The 18,051-nt window shown below is 68.2% G+C and carries 15 protein-coding genes; 10 read left to right on the top strand and 5 right to left on the bottom strand.

The genetic code is table 11. From position 1 onward, the window contains the following. Nucleotides 1-100 precede the first annotated feature (100 nt). Nucleotides 101-766, bottom strand: coding sequence for a TetR/AcrR family transcriptional regulator (locus tag ABFG95_RS27185; protein ID WP_054416899.1), 666 nt, complete (start codon nucleotides 764-766; stop codon nucleotides 101-103). A 169-nt stretch (nucleotides 767-935) separates the two neighbouring features. Between ABFG95_RS27185 and ABFG95_RS27180 the strand changes: the two genes are divergently transcribed. Next, nucleotides 936-1,595 (top strand): hydrolase, encoded by a 660-nt coding sequence (locus ABFG95_RS27180; protein WP_100504878.1) that lies wholly within the window; start codon nucleotides 936-938, stop codon nucleotides 1,593-1,595. Nucleotides 1,596-1,808: 213 nt separating this feature from the next. Further along, nucleotides 1,809-2,999, top strand: coding sequence for an MFS transporter (locus tag ABFG95_RS27175; protein WP_238909252.1), 1,191 nt, complete (start codon nucleotides 1,809-1,811; stop codon nucleotides 2,997-2,999). A gap of 25 nt (nucleotides 3,000-3,024) precedes the next feature. Here ABFG95_RS27175 and ABFG95_RS27170 read toward each other — a convergent pair whose 3' ends face one another. Next, a complete protein-coding gene (locus ABFG95_RS27170; RefSeq protein ID WP_348996064.1) occupies nucleotides 3,025-4,386 on the bottom strand; it encodes a PLP-dependent aminotransferase family protein in 1,362 nt (453 codons plus the stop codon). Nucleotides 4,387-4,537: 151 nt separating this feature from the next. Here ABFG95_RS27170 and ABFG95_RS27165 point away from each other — a divergent pair, with 151 nt between their 5' ends. After that, complete coding sequence (locus tag ABFG95_RS27165; RefSeq protein WP_348995127.1) at nucleotides 4,538-5,401, top strand: DMT family transporter; 864 nt, start codon at nucleotides 4,538-4,540, stop codon at nucleotides 5,399-5,401. A 70-nt stretch (nucleotides 5,402-5,471) separates the two neighbouring features. Here the strand turns inward: ABFG95_RS27165 and ABFG95_RS27160 are convergent, their stop codons facing one another. Together ABFG95_RS27160 and ABFG95_RS27155 are read right to left on the bottom strand one after the other, a co-directional pair. Continuing rightward, the gene (locus ABFG95_RS27160; RefSeq protein ID WP_100504858.1) at nucleotides 5,472-5,684 is read right to left on the bottom strand and encodes a YbdD/YjiX family protein; all 213 of its coding nucleotides are present in this window, start codon (nucleotides 5,682-5,684) and stop codon (nucleotides 5,472-5,474) included. A 17-nt stretch (nucleotides 5,685-5,701) separates the two neighbouring features. Continuing rightward, complete coding sequence (locus tag ABFG95_RS27155; protein ID WP_348995126.1) at nucleotides 5,702-7,786, bottom strand: carbon starvation CstA family protein; 2,085 nt, start codon at nucleotides 7,784-7,786, stop codon at nucleotides 5,702-5,704. A 316-nt stretch (nucleotides 7,787-8,102) separates the two neighbouring features. Between ABFG95_RS27155 and ABFG95_RS27150 the strand changes: the two genes are divergently transcribed. From ABFG95_RS27150 to ABFG95_RS27125, 6 genes are all read left to right on the top strand, one after another. After that, entirely contained in the window at nucleotides 8,103-9,530 is a 1,428-nt protein-coding gene (locus ABFG95_RS27150; protein ID WP_348995125.1) for a cache domain-containing protein, read from the top strand. Further along, nucleotides 9,527-10,183 carry a response regulator transcription factor gene (locus ABFG95_RS27145; protein ID WP_049074112.1) on the top strand — a complete coding sequence of 219 codons (657 nt, stop codon included), beginning with the start codon at nucleotides 9,527-9,529 and terminating at the stop codon, nucleotides 10,181-10,183. The genes ABFG95_RS27150 and ABFG95_RS27145 overlap by 4 nt, the downstream gene beginning before the upstream one ends. 99 nt (nucleotides 10,184-10,282) lie before the next feature. Further along, entirely contained in the window at nucleotides 10,283-10,828 is a 546-nt protein-coding gene (folE, locus tag ABFG95_RS27140; RefSeq protein WP_049074114.1) for a GTP cyclohydrolase I FolE, read from the top strand. A 220-nt stretch (nucleotides 10,829-11,048) separates the two neighbouring features. Further along, nucleotides 11,049-12,077: a taurine ABC transporter substrate-binding protein gene (gene tauA, locus ABFG95_RS27135; RefSeq protein WP_175146797.1), complete on the top strand. Its 1,029-nt coding sequence runs from the start codon at nucleotides 11,049-11,051 to the stop codon at nucleotides 12,075-12,077. 89 nt (nucleotides 12,078-12,166) lie between these two features. Next, on the top strand, nucleotides 12,167-13,003 hold the full coding sequence (locus ABFG95_RS27130) for a taurine ABC transporter ATP-binding protein (protein WP_175146796.1): 837 nt from the start codon (nucleotides 12,167-12,169) through the stop codon (nucleotides 13,001-13,003). After that, nucleotides 12,996-13,823 carry an ABC transporter permease subunit gene (locus ABFG95_RS27125; RefSeq protein WP_348995124.1) on the top strand — a complete coding sequence of 276 codons (828 nt, stop codon included), beginning with the start codon at nucleotides 12,996-12,998 and terminating at the stop codon, nucleotides 13,821-13,823. The genes ABFG95_RS27130 and ABFG95_RS27125 overlap by 8 nt, the downstream gene beginning before the upstream one ends. Nucleotides 13,824-13,858: 35 nt before the next feature. Here ABFG95_RS27125 and ABFG95_RS27120 read toward each other — a convergent pair whose 3' ends face one another. Continuing rightward, nucleotides 13,859-16,462 carry an autotransporter outer membrane beta-barrel domain-containing protein gene (locus tag ABFG95_RS27120; protein WP_348995123.1) on the bottom strand — a complete coding sequence of 868 codons (2,604 nt, stop codon included), beginning with the start codon at nucleotides 16,460-16,462 and terminating at the stop codon, nucleotides 13,859-13,861. A 289-nt stretch (nucleotides 16,463-16,751) separates the two neighbouring features. Between ABFG95_RS27120 and ABFG95_RS27115 the strand changes: the two genes are divergently transcribed. After that, nucleotides 16,752-17,825, top strand: coding sequence for an extracellular solute-binding protein (locus tag ABFG95_RS27115; protein ID WP_348995122.1), 1,074 nt, complete (start codon nucleotides 16,752-16,754; stop codon nucleotides 17,823-17,825). Nucleotides 17,826-18,051 lie beyond the last annotated feature (226 nt).

The following is an 18,051-nucleotide window of genomic DNA, read 5'->3' as shown; positions in this document are numbered from 1 at the left end:
CGCGACGTCCCAGGGTAATTCCGTATGCGCGCTTTGCCAATGGCCGCGCGCGGCTGGCGCCAAGCTGAATCGATATGCCCGCGCGGGCATGACGCCATCACTAGTCCGGCAGGACCTCGAATACCTTCCCCTGCCCGGAGAACAGCGCCACGCAAGCCTGGATGCGCTCCGCGATGGAGCCCCGCGGCAGCGGCTCGACCAGGCCCAACGCCATCTGCCGCAGCGGTTCGGCGATGGTCATGGCCAACAGCAGGCCGGCGGTCTGACGCGGTTGCTTGATGCGGATCAAACCGCGCGCGGCCAGTTTCTCGAACCACCCCGCCAACATCGCGGTGCCGCGCTCGATGCCGTTTTCCTGATACACCGCCAGCAGCGCGTTGCGCGCCGGAAAATCTGCCGTCAACAAACGGAACATGCCGACGGCGTCGGCCGACAGGGCGCGGTCGGCGATCGTCTGCAGCACCCGCGCCAGCGCCGGCAGCACCTCGGCGGCGCTGGCGACCTCCTGCGCCAGCGCCGGCTCGAAGCTGTCGGTCCAGCCGCGCACCACCTGCGCCACCAGGTCCTCGCGATTGGCGGCGAAGCGGTACACGGTTTTCTTGGCCATGCCGGCGCGACGGGCCACCGCTTCCAGCGTCGCGCCGCCATAGCCTTCGTTCAGCAGCAGCCAGGTGGCGGCGTCGAGGATCGCGGCGCGCAGTTCGGCGTCGGGTCGGGCGGGACGGCCGCGCGGGCGCGGCGCGGCGGATGAGGCAAGGGACGCCATGGGCGATTGGTTCTCCTGATGTCGAGTGGGCGATCTTACACGGTCCGCTTATTTTGGAAACGAACTGCGTTTCTTTAATGTAGAATCGGCTTTCCCTTATGGCTTTCCCTTATCCCGGAGACCTCGCATGACCACCCCGCACCCCGATGCGGCGCACATCGCCGCCGACATGGACAGCCTGCTCGATCCCGCGCCGCTGCCGCTGGAGACCGGCATTGCCCGCCTGCCCGGCGGCGGCCTGGTGGTGGCCACGCGCACCGACCTGCACGGCTGCAAGGGCCGCATGATTGACTGGTGGTTCAAGTTCTTCCAGACCACCCAGCACATCAAGTGGTGGCATCCGCACGACCATGTCGAGCATCGTGGCTGGGACAGCGCCTGGCGGCGCGGCGAAAGCTATATCGGCGCCTCGATCCACGCGGTGGAGTCGCTGGCCGACCTGCCGCCAGTGGCCGCCAGGCTGAAATTCCACGCCCCGCAGGAGGCCTTCGACGCCGCGCGCCTGCGCGCCGCGCACGGCAACCAGGACGTGTCGGCGGCCATCTACGCCCGCATCGGCTTCGGCGACCACATCCAACTCGACGCCGATGGCGATCCGAGGGATGGCCAGATGATCCACCTGGCGCGCGACACACCGTTCGGCTGCGTGCTGCGCAGCCGCTTCTACCTGGGCCTGTCGAGCCCACGGCCGCAACAGGACGTGCCCGACGTGCTGGGGCTGAACCTGCTGCGCCATTGCTATACCGAGTTCACCTACCTGTCGCGCTTGCTGCCGTCGATCTACTACGGCGAACACGCCAACGGCGAAGCCGCGCCGCTGCCCTGGTAAGGCGGGCACGGCCGCTGCGATGGTAAGGCTGGCACGGCCGCCGCCCTGGTGAGGCCGGCACGGCCGCTGCCCGGGCAAGACCGGCACGGCCGCCGGCCTGCGCGCGGCGCGCGGCGCGCGGCGGCGCGGAGCCGGCCGGGCGGGCGGGCGGGCGGGCGGGCGGAAGGAGTATGCTACGGCGCTTCACACCGGCCACACTCCCGTCACATCGCTATGCGCGGCAACCCCGACGCCCGGCAAGGCGCTATCGCACTGCATGGGTTCTACTTCCTGTACTACGGCTTGCAGGGCGTCAGCATCCCGTTTCTTCCCCTCTGGTTCGCCAGCCGCGGCCTCGACCCGGCGCTGATCGGCCTGATCGTGGCGACCTCGTTCCTGCCCAAGATCCTGTCGACGCCGGTGGTGGCGCACGTGGCCGACCAGCGCGGCGGCGCGCATGGGCTGATCTTCGCCGCGCTGGCCGCTTCGCTGCTGCTGTTCATCTGCTACCCGTTCAGCGCGGCGCCGGCCTGGCTGTTCGCCGTCACCCTGCTGCTGAACGCGGTGTTCCCGGCGGTGCTGCCGCTGCTCGACCGCATGGCCATCGCCAGCGGCCGTGGGCAGGGCAATTCCTACACCATCATCCGCGCCTGCGGCTCGCTCGGCTTCGCCGTGGTCACGGTGGCCGGCGGCTACCTCATCAAGACCTTCGACGCCGATTGGGTAATGTGGCTGTCGATCCTGCTGATCCTCGCCTGCCTGGCCTGCGTGCGCCTGTTGCCGCGGGCCGCGCGCCCGAGCGCCGACGAGGCGCCGGCCGAGCGCGCGCGGCTGCCGATGCGCGAGATCCTGCGCGACCGGCCGCTGCTGCTGTGCATCGCCGCCGCCTCGCTGGTGCAGGCCAGCAACGGTTTCCTGTATTCGTATTCCACGCTCTACTGGACCGACCGTGGCCTGTCGACGGCGCTGATCTCGACGCTGTGGGCGGTGGGCGTGGCCAGCGAGGTGCTGTTCTTCTTCCTGGCGCCCAAGGTGCTGGCGCGGCTCGGCGCCCAATGGCTGATCCTGGTTTCGGCCGCCATGACGGCGCTGCGCTGGGCCGGCCTGTCGGCCACCGCCGACCCGGGCTGGATCGCGGCGCTGCAGGTGCTGCAATGCTTCACGCTGGCCGGCAACAATGCCGCCATCATGTGGTACATCGCGCGCCGCGTGCCGGCGGCCTGCAAGACGTCGGCCATCGCGCTGTATGCGCTGCTGTCGGGCGGGGTGTTCATGTTCGGCAGCATCCAGCTGGGCGGCGCGCTGTATCGCGGTTACGCGCCGGGCGGCTTCCTGGTGATGGCGCTGTGCGCGGCCAGCGCCATTCCGCTGGTGCTGGCCGCCGAGAAACGGGCCCGCCGCGACGCGCCGGCCAACAGCCCCTAGCGCGCGGAACCTTCCGCGGGACCGCTCACGCCTTGCGCGCCGTGGCCAACGCCCGCGCCAGGGTGTCGAAAACGCGCGCATCGGTGGACTGGGCGACGTTGAAGCGCAGGCAGTCGCCCGCGCTCAACGACACGCTGAAGGCGTTGCCTGGCGCCAGCACCACGCCGTCGCGCAGGCAGGCGCGCGCCACGGTTGCCGCGTCAATGCCGGCCGGCAGGCGGCACCACAGAAACATACCCGCCTTCGGCTGCAGCCACGGCACGATGCCGAGCGCCCGCAGCCGCGCGCTGGCGCGGTCGCGCTCCTCGCCCAGCCGCTGCCGCACCCACTCCATGTGCTTGCGGTAGCCGCTGTCGGTCAGCGTCCGGAACACCACGTCGGCCGCCAGCCGCCCGCCGCCGAACGTGGTGGCGATCTTCAGGTCGGCCAGGCTGTCGATCCAGTCGGCCCGCGCCGCGATGAAGCCGCAGCGCAGCGAGGCCGAGATGGTCTTGGAAAAGCTGCCGATCTGGATCACGCGCGACAGGCCGTCGAACGCGGCCAGCCGCGGCGCCGGCGTGTGCTCGAAGTCGGCAAAGATGTCGTCTTCCACGATCACCAGCCCCGCGCCGTCGGCGGCCTTGAGCAGCCGGTGCGCCGCCAGGGACGACAGCGTCGCGCCGGTGGGGTTGTGGATGCCCGAATTGGTGATGTACAGGCGCGGCGCGTGCTCGCGCAGCGCCGCCTCGAAACGCGCCACGTCGGGCCCGTTCGGCGTGTACGGCACGCTGACCACGCGGGCGCGGTGCGCCTTGAGCAAGGCATGGAAATTGAAATAGCAGGGATCGTCCACCAGCACGGTATCGCCCGGCTCCAGCAGGAAGCGGCAGATCAGGTCGATCGCCTGGGTGCCGGACTCGGTCAGCATGAGCTGCTCGGGCGCGGTGTCGATGCCGGCGGCGGCCAGGCGCCGCGACAGCACCTGGCGCAGCCCGGGATGGCCGAGCGGCGTGGCGTATTCGGTCAATTCCAGCGAAGCGGCCTTGGCCAGCGCGCGCAAGGCGCGGCGGATACCCAGCTCGTACATCCAGTCGGCCGGCAGCCAGCCGCAACCGGGCCGCAGCGCGTCGGGCGCGGCCTCCAGCGACTGGCGCGAGACCCACAGCGGATCGATCTCGCGGTCCAGCCTGGGGCCGATCTCGGTCAGCGCCAGCGGCGCCACCGGGCCGGCGACGTAGAAGCCAGACCCCGGCCGCGACGTGATGCTGCCTTCGGCGGCCAGGCGTTCATAGGCCTCGACCACGGTCGACACCGACACCCCCATGGCGGCCGCCTGCGCCCGCACCGAAGGCAGCCTGGTGCCCGGCGAATAGGCGCGCGACGCAATGCGCGACCGCACCTGCGCCATCACCGCCTCGATTCGCGTGCCGCCCTGCTTCACCGTTGCCTCCCTGGCCGTACTGGACTGTATTGCATAACAGTTATTTTTAATTGTACTGGACTGTCTCTGGGGCAGGCGCACCGGAAATGCTCCACTGGCGTTTTCATCGGAGCGGTGCATGGACAAGGCAACAAGCGGCTGGATCAACGGTTTCATCGGCGTGGCGATCTTCGCCGGCTCCCTGCCGGCGACCCGGGTGGCGGTGGCGCAACTCGATCCCATCTTCCTGACCGGCGCCCGCGCCACCATCGCCGCCCTGCTGGGCTGGGCCCTGCTGTGGCTGCTGCGCCAGCCGCGGCCGCGCCGCGCGGAGCTGCCCGCCCTGACGCTGACGGCCATCGGCGTGGTGCTGGGCTTTCCGCTGCTGACCGCGCTGGCGCTGCGGCACGTCACCTCGGCGCACTCGATCGTGTTCCTCGGCCTGCTGCCGCTGTCCACCGCCATCTTCGCGGTGCTGCGCGGCGGCGAACGGCCGAAGCCGGCCTTCTGGCTGTTCTCGGTGGCGGGCGCGGCCTTCGTGGCGGGCTACGCGCTGACGGGCGGCTTGGACGTGTCGCTCAAGGGCGACCTGCTGATGCTGGCGGCCATCGTGGTCTGCGGCATGGGCTACGCCGAAGGCGCCAGGCTGTCGCGCACGCTGGGCGGCTGGCAGGTCATCAGCTGGGCGCTGGTGCTGTCGCTGCCGGTGATGCTGCCGCTGACGCTGCTCACCTGGCCGCCTTCGTTCGCGCAGGTCACCCCGGCCGGCTGGATCGGCCTGGCCTATGTGTCGCTGTTCAGCATGCTGATCGGCTTCGTGTTCTGGTATCGCGGCCTGGCCCAGGGCGGCATCGCGGCGGTGGGCCAGTTGCAGCTGTTCCAGCCCTTCATGGGCCTGGGCCTGGCGGCGCTGCTGCTGCACGAGCAGGTCAGTTGGACCATGCTGCTGGTGACACTGGCGGCGGTGATCTGCGTGGCCGGGGCCAAGAAACACGCGCGCTGATGCCAGCGAAAAAAGGCGCCGGACAAAGCCGGCGCCTTTTGCATTGCGGTCAACAGACCCTCGGGTCCCGTCAGCAGCAGCCGATGCGTTTCTTGCCGCCGTAGCGGGCGTCCTGCCGCTCGCGGAAGAAGTCCTCGTAGCTCATGGGCTCCTGGTCAGGATGAGTGCGCCGCATGTGCTCGACGTAGTTCTCGTAGTCGGGCACGCCGACCATCAACCGCAGGGTCTGCCCGAGGTAGCGGCCGGCGGCGCCGGCCGCCGAGGTCATGTTGGAAAACAGCATGGCGGCGCCTCCTTGCGTCAGTCCGCGCCGGCGGCCACGGCCGGCAGCGCTTCGTAAGGCGTCTCGCGCGCGGTCGGCTGGTTCTCGGCGCGGGCGCGCATCACCGAACGAATGCCGAACACCACGATGCTGACCACCACGAACATGAAGATCGCGCACAGGCCGGCGTTGATGTAGTCGTTCAGCACCACGCGCGACATTTCCGCCAGCGACTTGGCCGGGGCCAGCACCTTGCCTTCGGCGATGGCGGCGTTGTACTTGGCCGCGTGCGACAGGAAGCTGACCTTCGGGTCGGCATGGAACAGCTTCTGCCAGCCGGCGGTCAGCGTGCATGCCAGCAGCCACAGCGTGGGCAGCACGGTGACCCAGGCGTAGCGGTCGCGCTTCATCTTGAACAGCACCACGGTGCCCAGCGTCAGCGCGATCGCGGCCAGCATCTGGTTGGCGATGCCGAACAGCGGCCACAGCGTGTTGATGCCGCCCAGCGGATCGACCACGCCCTGGTACAGGAAGTAGCCCCACGCCGCCACGCACAGGCCGGTGGCGATCAGGTTGGCCGGCAGCGACTCGGTGCGCTTGAGCGACGGCGCGAAGGTGCCCAGCAGGTCCTGCAGCATGAAGCGGCCCGCGCGGGTGCCGGCGTCCACCGCCGTCAGGATGAACAGCGCCTCGAACAGGATGGCGAAGTGGTACCAGAAGGCCATCATGCTGGGGCCGCCGATGGCCTGGTGCAGGATGTGCGCCATGCCCACGGCCAGCGTCGGCGCGCCGCCGGCGCGCGAGATGATGGTGCTTTCGCCGACGTCCTTGGCGGTCTGCACCAGGTCGGCCGGGGTGATCACGAAGCCCCAACTGGACACCACCTGGGCGACCTGGTCGGGCGTGGTGCCGATGACGGCGGCCGGGCTGTTCATGGCGTAGTAGATGCCCGGCTCGATGACGCAAGCGGCCACCAGCGCCATGATGGCGACGAACGATTCCATCAGCATGCCGCCGTAACCGATGTAGCGGGCCTGGGTTTCGTTCTCGATCAGCTTGGGCGTGGTGCCCGACGAGATCAGGGCATGGAAGCCCGACACCGCGCCGCAGGCGATGGTGATGAACAGGAACGGGAACAGGTTGCCCGACCACACCGGACCGGAGCCGTCCACGAACTGCGTCAGCGCCGGCATTTTCAGCTCGGGCGCGACCACCACGATGCCGATGGCCAGGCCGACGATGGTGCCGATCTTCAGGAAGGTCGACAGGTAGTCGCGCGGGGCCAGCAGCAGCCACACGGGCAGCACCGAGGCGATGAAGCCGTAGACGATCAGGATCCAGGTCAGGCCCTTGCCGTCGAAGTCGAACATCGGGCCGATGACCGGATGCGCGGCCACGTCCTGGCCGAAGGTGATGGCGGCCATCAGGCCGACGAAGCCGATGATGGACACTTCGCCGATCTTGCCCGGCCGGATGTAGCGCAGGTAGACGCCCATGAACAGCGCGATGGGAATGGTGGCGGCCACCGTGAAGGTGCCCCACGGCGAGTGCGTCAGCGCCTTGACCACGATCAGCGCCAGCACCGCCAGGATGATGACCATGATCATGAAGGCGCCGAACAGCGCGATCACGCCCGGGATCTTGCCCAGCTCGGACTTGACCAGGTCGCCCAGCGAGCGGCCGTCGCGGCGGGTCGAGATGAACAGGATGGTGAAGTCCTGCACGGCGCCGGCGAACACCACGCCGGCCAGGATCCACAGCATGCCGGGCAGGTAGCCCATCTGCGCGGCCAGCACGGGGCCGACCAGCGGGCCGGCGCCGGCGATGGCGGCGAAGTGGTGGCCGAACAGCACATGCTTGTTGGTCGGGACGTAGTCCAGGCCGTCGTTGTACTTCCAGGCCGGCGTCATGCGCGTCGGATCAAGGCGGAACACCTTGTTGGCGATGAAGCGGCTGTAATAGCGGTATGCGATCAAGTACACGCAGACGGCGGCAATCACCACCCATAGCGCGTTGATGGTCTCCCCTCTGGCCAGCGCCACGGTGCCCAGCGCGAACGCGCCCAGGACCGCAACCGCCAGCCAGACCAGGTGCTGACCCAGTCCCTTACTGCTGGTTTGCATAAGTGCTCCTCTTGCCTCCCGCCATGCTTTTGGCGTGAAACGCTTTTTTCGTCCCGCGGGTAGGCAGACTCATTGTTGTAGGGTGGCGGGCGCGAACGTCCGCACGGCGTCCGGTCGACGCGGGCGTTAGTATTTCGGTTTGCCCGGGGCGCAACAAGCGCGGAACTACGCAAGCCCCCTACGTGGTACTACGGAATGCGCCGCAGCATATTCGCCGCCGGGATCGTAAAATCGGCGGCGCGGACTCCTGTCCGGCATGGGCCTTTTCCCTTGATGCACCGCAACACGCGCATTCGGCGCTGATACAAATCCCCTGATGAAGCTGCGCCTGAAAATCCTGCTGTTGGCCGCCGTCCCCCTGCTGGTGGCGCTGGCGGCCATCGCCGTGGCCGTCTACGTGCAGGGCCTGCAACTGGCCCAGCGCGAAAAGGAAGTGGTGGAAAGCGCCTGGCTCGGCAGCAAGGAAAGCGAGCTGCGCCATTACGTCAGCCTGGCCTACAGCGCAATTGCCCCGCTGCAGGACGCCAGCGACGGCGACGCCGCCCGCGAGCGCGCGCTGGCGCTGCTGGCGCAGATGGAATTCGGCCACGACGGTTATTTCTTCGTCTACGACCTGCAAGGGCGGAACCTGATGCACCCGCGCCAGCCCGAACTGGTCGGCCAGGATCTCTGGAACCTGCGCGACACCCGCGGCCAGCCAGTGATCCAGAACCTGCTGACGGCGGCCCGCCGCGGCGGCAGCCAGGGCGAAGCGGTGCACTACCAGTGGGAAAAGCCCTCGACCCACCAGATGGTGGAAAAGCTCGGCTACGTGGTGGTGCTGGAACGCTGGGGCTGGATGCTGGGCACCGGCATCTACCTGGACGACGTCGAGCAGACCCTGGCGCACATCGACGCCGCCGCCCAGTCCAACATCCGCAACATGTTCGCCTGGGTTGCCGGCATCGCCGCGGTCTCGATCCTGGGCGTGGCGGCCTGCGGCCTGGCGCTCAATATCAGCGACCACCGCCAGTCCGACGCCAAGCTGCGGCTGATGGCGCAGCAGCTGGTGCGCTCGCAGGAAGACGAACGCGCGCGCCTGTCGCGCGAGCTGCACGACGGCATCAGCCAGGTGCTGGTGTCGATCAAGCTGGCGCTGGAGGCCGCGCGCGAACGTTTGCGCCAGGCCCTCGGCGCCGAGCCGCGCGCGCTGGCGCACATCGACACGCCGCTGGGCGGCGCGCTCGACCGTCTCAATACCGCCGTGGGCGAGGTGCGCCGCATCTCGCACAACCTGCGCCCCACCCTGCTGGACGACCTGGGCCTGCCGGCCGCGCTGGAACACCTGGGCCGCGAATTCGCCGGCGCCAGCCAGCACGGCGCCGCGCCGCTGACCGTGCGCCTGTCGACCCAGGGCCGGCCGGTGAAGCTGCCCGATGCCTACGCCACCGCCCTGTTCCGCGTCACCCAGGAGGCCCTGACCAACGTGGTGCGCCATGCCGGCGCCCGCCGCGCCGACCTGACGCTGGCCTACACCGAACGCGACCTGCGCCTGACCATCCATGACGACGGCCGCGGCTTCGACTACGCCGAGGTGCAGCAGGATCCGCGCCGCGGCATCGGCCTGCGCAACATGCGCGAACGCATGACCGCGCTGTCCGGCAGCCTCAGTTTTCATACCACCGACCAGGGCACCACCCTGCAGGCCTGGCTGCCCTTGCCGCCGCCCTTCTCCGACGCCTCCGACGCTTCCCGACCCGCATGACCGACCCTGGCTCCCCCATCCGACTGCTGCTGATCGACGACCACCCGCTGGTGCGCGACGGCCTGCGCCTGCGCCTTGAGACCGTGCCCCACCTGCAGGTGGTGGGCGAAGCGGGCAACGCCGCCGCCGCCCTGGCCTTCCTGCAGGCCTGCCTGGCCGAAGACCCCCAGGGCGGCACCCTGCCGCAACTGGTGCTGATGGACCTGAACATGCCGGGCGTGGGCGGCCTGGAACTGACCGCGCAGCTGCATGAACGCTATCCGCAGATCGCGGTGCTGGTGCTGTCGATGCACGACAACCCTGAATACATGCTGCAGGCGGTGCGCGCCGGCGCCCGCGGCTACCTGCTCAAGGACGAGCCGGCCCAGGAGATCCTGGCGGCCATCGATAGCGTCATGACCGGCCGCAACTACTTCAGCGCCGCCGTGTCGCTGCGCCTGTCGCAAGCCAGCGCCCCCGCCACCCTGCTGACCCAGCGCGAGCGCGACGTGCTGCGCCACATCGCCAGCGGCCACGCCAACAAGCAGATCGCCCAGGCGCTGGGCCTGTCGGTGCGCACCGTCGAAACCCACCGCCTGAACATCAAGCGCAAGCTGGGCATCGACGGCCAGGCCGAACTGATCAAATACGCGGTGGAGAACCGCGGCGTATAACCCCTCCATCCGTCAGGTTTCCGGCTGCGAAGCGGGCCCGCGCTGGAGTAGACTTGCGTGTTCATCGCCATCGCCGGCGCGCAGCCCCCAGGAGTTCCCATGTCATTGGAAAATCACTACACCGCCATTCTCGAAGCCCTGGGGGAAGATCCGTCCCGCGAAGGCCTGGTCGACACGCCGGCGCGCGCGGCCAAGGCCATGCGCCACCTGTGCCGGGGCTATAACCAGAATCTGGAAGAAATCGTCAACGGCGCCCTGTTCACCTCCGATACTCGCGAGATCGTGCTGGTCAAGAACATCGAGCTGTATTCGCTCTGTGAGCACCACATGCTGCCCTTCATCGGCAAGGCGCATGTGGCCTATCTGCCCAACGGCAAGGTGCTGGGCCTGTCGAAGGTGGCGCGCATCGTCGAGATGTACGCCCGCCGCCTGCAGATCCAGGAAAACCTCAGCCGCCAGGTGGCCGAGGCGGTGCAGTCCGTCACCGGCGCCGCCGGCGTGGCGGTGGTCATCGAGGCCCAGCACATGTGCATGATGATGCGCGGCGTCGAAAAACAGAATTCGTCCATGGTCACCTCGGTGATGCTGGGCGAATTCCACGACAACCCGTCGACCCGCGCCGAGTTCCTCAGCCTGATCCGCTGAAACGCGTGCGCCCATCGCGCGAAACGGCCGGCCCCCGATGGGGCCGGCTTTTTTTCGCCCGCGCCCTGCGCCAAAAGGCGCGGGGCGCGGGGCTTGGCTCCTATCGAATACGGCATCTGGCCCTAGCGCTGCGGCCCCATCCGGGCAAACTGGCACCACAGGCCGCACCGGCACAAGCCGGTCGCGTCGGGGCGCGGCCCATTCTCTACGGGAGATCACCATGAACGCGTTGTACCGCCTCATCCGCCGCGGCATCCTGGCCGGCCTGGCCGCCACCCTGCTGGCCGCGCCCGCCCATGCCCAGACCCGCCTGACCGTGGGCTACCAGCTCATCGTCGGCCCCTTCCTCACCGCCATCGCCGACGGCAGCTTCGATGCCGCCCTGAAAGACGCCGGCTACCAGGTCGACTGGCGCCAGTTCACCTCGGGCGGCGACATTTCCACCGCCCTGGCCTCGGGCAACGTGCCGGTCGGCGTGCTCGGCTCGACCGGCATCACCTCGGCCGCCACCCGCGGCGTCGACCTGCAACTGTTCTGGATCCTGGACAACATCGGCAAGTCGGAAGCGCTGGTGGCGCGCAACGGCTCGGGCATCAACGGCACCGCCGACCTGAAGGGCAAGCGCGTCGCCACGCCGTTCGTATCGACCTCGCACTTTCACCTGCTGGTGGGGCTGGAACAGGTCTGGAAGATCAACCCGCGCGACGTGCGCATCCTGAACATGCAGCCGCCGCAGATCGTGGCCGCCTGGCAGCGCGGCGACATCGACGCCGCCTACGTCTGGCCGCCCGCCCTGACCGAGATCGAGAAGACGGGCAAGGTCATCGCCGACTCCGAAGCCATCGGCCGCGCCAGCGTGCCGACCTTCGACGGCCTGGTGGTCGATCGCGCCTGGGCCGCCAAGAACCCCAAGTTCATGGCGGCTTTCACCACCGTGCTGGCCAAGTCGTACGCCGCCTATCGCGCCAACCCGGCCGCCTGGACCGCCGATTCGGCGCAGGTCAAGAGCATCGTCAAGCTGATCGGCGGCAAGCCCGACGACGTCGCCACCGCGCTCACGCTGCTGACCTTCCCCACCGCCCAGGAACAGGCCTCGCCCGAATGGCTGGGCGGCGGCAAGGAATCGGGCGCCGCGCGCGCCTTCGCCGCCAGCGCCAAATTCCTCAAGGACCAGAAGCAGATCGACAAGGCGCTGGACGACTACAGCGCCCACGTCACCGACCAGTACGCCAAAGCGGCCGCCAAATAGCCGCGGCGAGACGCCGGGCGCGCCGCAAGCCGCGCCCGGTCCCGGCGCCCGCCTGGCCGCGGGCGTCGCACCATGCAAGGGGACCCCGCATGACTGCACCCGCCACGTCCGCCGCGCAGGCCCTGCGCGCGGACCACGTCAGCGTCACCTACCCCGGCCTGCACGACAGCGGACCGGTGATCGCATTGCAGGACGTCAACCTGACCATCGAACCCGGCGAATTCGTCGTCGCGCTGGGCGCCTCCGGCTGCGGCAAGACCACGCTGCTGAGCCTCCTGGCCGGTTTCCTGTCGCCCACCGACGGCGAGATCACGCTGGGCGGACGCCCCATTACCGGCCCCGGCGCCGACCGCGGCGTGGTGTTCCAGAAGCACGCATTGCTGCCCTGGCTGAACGTGCTGGAAAACACCGAATTCGGCCTCAAGCTGCAGGGCGTGGACAAGGAGACGCGCCGCGCCCGCGCGCGCCGCAACCTGGAGCTGGTGGGCCTGAAGGACTTCCACCGTCACATGATCTACCAGTTGTCGGGCGGCATGCAGCAGCGCGTGGGCATCGCCCGCGCCCTGACCTGCGACCCGGCCATGCTGCTGATGGACGAGCCGATGGCGGCGCTCGACGCGCTCACGCGCGAGACCATCCAGGAGCTGCTGCTGGATATCTGGCGCCAGACCGGCAAGATGTTCTTCTTCATCACCCATAGCGTGGAAGAGGCGCTGTTCCTGGGTTCGCGGCTGATCGTCATGTCGCCGCGCCCCGGACGCATCACCCACACCTTCCAGCCGGACTTCAACCGGCGCTACCTGGAGACGCGCGATGGCCGCGGCATCAAATCAAGTCCCGACTTCATCGCCATGCGCGAACAAGTCCTCGGCATCATCTACGGCGACGAACTTGCCGCCGCCGACGCGCAGGCCGTCCATGCCTAGCGGGCTGGGCGGCCGCCGGCCCGCCGCGCCCGGCAAGGTGTACGGCGCGCCCGGGGCCGGCTACAGCGGCCACATCAGCCTGCTGACCAGCATCGCGCTGCTGGCGCTGTGGTTCCTGGCCACCAACGCCGGCTGGGTCAAGCCGCTGTTCCTGCCGTCGCCGCAGGCGGTATACGGCAAGTTCGTGTCCGCCATGACCGACGGCGTGGCCAACTCGACCCTGGCCGAGCACGCCCTGGCCAGCCTGACGCGGGTGTTCTCGGCCTTCTTCCTGGCCTGCGCCACCGCCATTCCGGTCGGCATCCTGATGGGGGTAAACCGCTACGCCCGCGGCATCTTCGATCCGCCGATCGAGTTCTACCGTCCGCTGCCGCCGCTGGCCTACCTGCCGCTCATCATCATCTGGTTCGGCATTGGCGAGTTCCCCAAGATCCTGCTGATTTACCTGGCCATCTTCGCGCCCATGGCGATCGCCGCGCGCGCCGGCGTGCGCTCGGTCTCGATCGAGCAGATCCACGCCGCCTACGCCATGGGCGGCAGCCGCATGCAGATCGTCTGGCACGTGATCCTGAAGGCCGCCATGCCCGAGATCTTCACCGGCATGCGCATCGGCATCGGCGTCGGCTGGACCACGCTGGTGGCCGCCGAGATGGTGGCGGCCGATCGCGGGCTGGGCTTCATGGTGCTGAACGCCGCGCAGTTCCTGGCCAGCGACACGGTCATCATGGGCATCATCGTGATCGGCGTGTTCGCCTTCGCGTTCGATCTGCTGGTGCGGTATCTGGAGAAATTCGCGATTCCGTGGAAGGGACGGATTTGAACGCTGGTTTACCGGACGCGGCGCGATGCCGCGCCCTACCAGTGATAGCCGATATCGATCTCACCGCCATAACCATGCCGGTGCTGGCTTCCCACCTCGCCCGCCAGTTGCGCGGACAGCGTGACCGCTTTGCCCAGACCACCGTGCACACCCGCGGCCAGCTCCATCGCGTCCCGCATGGGCGCGGCTTCGAACTCGTTCGGCCCCATCCGCACCGAAGGTCCATCGCCGCGGTGCAGCCAATCGACCTCCAGGTAGGGTTGCACGGCCGAACGGCCGCCGCCGGATGCGACCTCGGAATAGAGGCGCACCCCGCTACGCGCAATCCAGGTGTTTTCCGTGACGCCAGCAATACGCGAGCCCGGCAAAGAGGCAGCCTGCGCGTCATAGTGACTGTATGCCACCTGCACCTTCGGTTGCACCACCAGGCTGTCCAATGCCGAGCCGGCGGCAAACGGATGAAGCGCGTACCCCATCTCGAACGCCGAGGTCCACGTGTCGGCGCGATAGCGCGCCGATCCCAGTTCACTGCCAAGCTGGTTGGTGTAGCGGCCATACTGCAACGAAACATCGGCATAGGCCCCCAGGCGGGTCAGGTCATCCTGGTAGACGGTGGCATAGGCGCCCGCTGAATAGCCGGACACCTTGCCACGCGCGCGTATCCGAACCGGCTGAGATGCGCCCGCCGGCAGAATCGTCGCGAGCGAGCGCACACGCGCCTCGCCATAGCCACCCATCACGCCCACATGGATCGCAGCCTTTTCACCCAAAAAGGCGTGCAGCAGGTCGCCGCCCATCTGCAACACCGAGCTATCGATGGCGATGTCATCGTCGCCGTCCCGCATGCGCATGCCATTGTCCCGCCGCGCCAATACCCGCGCCCAGGTTCCCGGGCCATCCCCCGCAGCGGCCGTCGCCCGATCCTGGACGCCATGCATGAAGAACTGCTGGCTGGCAATCTGGTTGCCGACGTATGCACCGCTCTCGGGAGAGATGTTCCTGATCCGGCTGTTCGCGGGCGCCGCCACGGCCTCGGCATTGGCGACAGCTTGGCCGGCTGCCGGCTGCTTGGCGTCGGTTCGCGTGGCGCTGGCTTGGGCGTCCGCGCCTGAAGGCGCCAAGGCTTGTTTGGATTCCTGCGGCGTCCCGTATGCCGACGTCAGATACCAGTCGGCAGAAACGCCTCCATTGCCTCCGCGCGCCAGGCTGTATTCATAGCCGTTCAGGGCCAGCGTGCCCGAACTGGCGCGAAATCCGGTCGAGCCCGCGTCCAGGTGAAACGCATTGGCCGTCGTGGTGCCGCCATTCACGGTCTGCACCAGCCGTATGCCCTGGCGGGTCTGGCCGCCGCTGCCTCCCGCATTGACGATCCGCAGCGCGGTATCGCCCGTCGTACTGCCGCCGTTGATGACCAGTCGGTCCGTGGGCGATGCATCGTCGCCCATGCGCGTGTTCAGCACCAGCAGGCCGCCTCCCACGTAATGGTCGACCGTCACGGTCTTGAAGTCGCCTGAGGCGCCGGGAGCAACGAAGGCAACGGTACCGGCGTTGTCCAGCGTCGCCAAGGAGGAATCACCGCGCACCCGCCAGGTGCTGGACGCATCCAGCGCCAGCCGGGCCACACGCGCCCCCTTGCGCTCGACCAGCGCGCCGGTCAGCGTCGATCCACCCGCGAGCGCGATATCGGCGGTGCCGCTCTCCATGAGTACGTCACCGGTCAGTTGCGAGGCCGTCGCGTTCAATCCGACCCTGCCCGTGGCGATATCTCTGGGCGTCGTCGTGCCGGCTGGAACGCGCACCCGCGCCTGCTCGGTCGACTGCGAATGCAGCAGGAGGCCGCCATCGCTCGCGCCACCGGCGCGTCCCGTGATCGTCGCCGAATCCAGAGTGAACTGATGGTCGCCCCCAGCCGTCATGAGGCCGGCGCCTTCCTGCATTTCGATGCGGCTGCCCGCGGACAGCGAAATGGTATTGCGAGTACCCGGCGCGGAAGCATAGCTGGCGATGCCCCAGGCATTGGGGCCGGCGACATCGAGCCGGGTCGCATCCAGGCGCAGGCTTCCGTTGTCCATGACCTCGGCGCCGTTGCCGCTCGTGGTGACGCTGCCGCCGGTAGCCGTCAGCAGCGCCCCCGCCCCCCCCACGAACAGGCCGGTCGTCGCGCCACCGTGCGTGACAATCGAAACGTCGGTCAGGTCGAGGCGTCCGCCCGCGTTTTCCACCAGCGCGCCAAAGGCCTGGTCGCCGAACGTTTCGATGCGCGTGCGCGTTGCGCTGAGGCTGGCGGGGCCACCCCGATCCGCGGCGACCTTCAAACCGTGACTGGCCTGTCCCTGCGTGACAATCTCGGCATCCCGCATGATCATCGAGCCCTTCGTGACCAATGCTCCCATGGTGGTCGTGGCCGGGGCGCCCGCATTGATCACGTTGGCGTCGACCGTCATCACGCCGGTCGGGCTCGACACTTCGAGCGCGGCGCCGGGTCCGCTGTAATTGATCGGCACTGCCGGCAGCAGCGTCAATTGTTGGATGACGGATTTTTCCGTGATTTTCAAGGGCGCGGCATGCACCCGGGGGGATAGCGCGAACAGGGCGGCGCCGAGTGCGGTCAGCAAGAACGGAATGGAGCGGGATGACATGACGATAGGTTCCGGGCTCCCGCGGCCAGGCCGCCCCCTTGCCACGCCATCATTCAAGCTGGATTGGCTTAACAGAGTATCGAGAGTGCCCGCAATGGAGTCATACGTTGTTCAAGGTGCCATGTTCCAAGAAACCGCTTGTCGGCAATATCAGACATTTCCTAAACTCCGATTGTTTGTGCCATGCGCGCCCATCCTGTCGCACGCAATAGCATTGCGGCGCTCGATCGCAGCCCATCCGAGGACCGTGAGTCAGCGCGCCCAGGGAGTCTCTCGAATGGATCGTGTCATGAGCCGCCGCCTGTTTTTGGCGTTTTTCGTCGCAAGCGCGGCGGCCGCCTCGCCGGCGCGCCCCGCGCGGGCTGCCTCCCCAGTAAAGATCACCGTCATGGCCTCCGGGGTGGACTCCTTCGACGAAAAGTACACGCGCGCGGTGATCCGCCCGTTCGAGGCGCAGCATCCCGACATTCAGGTGAACTACTACCCCGTGCGCGATTCGCGCAATGCCATGTCGGTACTGCGTTCGCAAAGAATGGGACCACGGATCGACGTCGTTATCCTCGACCCCGCCCATGCCCGTCAGGCCCAGCGCGAGGGCCTCATTACGCCCATGGATCCGCGGCAGGTTCCCAATGCGGCGGACCTGGGCCCGCTGGGCCGGGAACTCGGTATGTGGGCGTTGCCCGCCATGCACGACACCATGAACCTCGTCTACGCCGAGTCGGCATTTTCAAGCCCTCCCGCCAGTTGGCGCGAGATGTGGGACCCGAAGTACCGCGGCAAACTCACCATCGCGGCCAACGCCGGGCTCGACGGCAGCATGATCGCGCTGACACTGCTGGCGAACCGCCTTTCGGGCATGCCAGACAACGCCGGCAGTTTCGAACCCGGCTTCGCCTACCTGGAAAAGCTCGGACCCAATGTCCGGACCTGGACGCCCCGTCCCAGCCAGTACTGGCTGGTCGCCCACCATCAGGCACTGCTGGCGGTGGGCTGGAATTCCCGCAGCGAAACCCACAAGGCCGCCCTGGAAGGTTATGCCACGACAGTGCCCAGGGAAGGCACCGTCGTCGTGACGCTCATGATCGCCCAGGTGACGGACCGCCCCAACAGCGAAGCCGCGCAGGCTTTCATTAATTACTCGCTGAGCCCGCAGGCGCAGCAGGCCTTCGCGCAAGCCATGTTCTATGCGCCGTCGAATCAGAAGACCCAGGTCAGCGACGCCATGCGGGCCCGTATTCCGCTGCTGTCCCCCAACGTCGCCGCGTCCGTGATCCCGGTGGACTGGATCGGATTCTCCCCCGAACAGCTTGGCGCGATGTTGGCCGCCTGGCAGACCCGCATCATGCGAACGGCGCGGTAACATCCCGCTGCATGAGCCCGCCGGGGCAACTCGCCAGTGCCGGCGCGCGGCCATAGAGCCGGCGCGGGACCCGCGCCAGAGGCCCCGGGAAAATCACGCATCCGACCCGGATTATCGGATGGCTCCCGTTCCATTTTTCCGCCAGTGTGTTCAAGCCGGAACCGCCGGCAGGGCAATCCCCCATTCCTTTTGCCCACGCCGCTCCTCTATCCTGGGGTTCCGTCCC

The sequence above is a fragment of the Achromobacter sp. HNDS-1 genome, assembly GCF_040084795.1.
GTDB classification, from domain to species: Bacteria; Pseudomonadota; Gammaproteobacteria; order Burkholderiales; family Burkholderiaceae_B; genus Achromobacter; species Achromobacter ruhlandii.
This window is presented reverse-complemented; position numbering and strand designations above follow the sequence as displayed.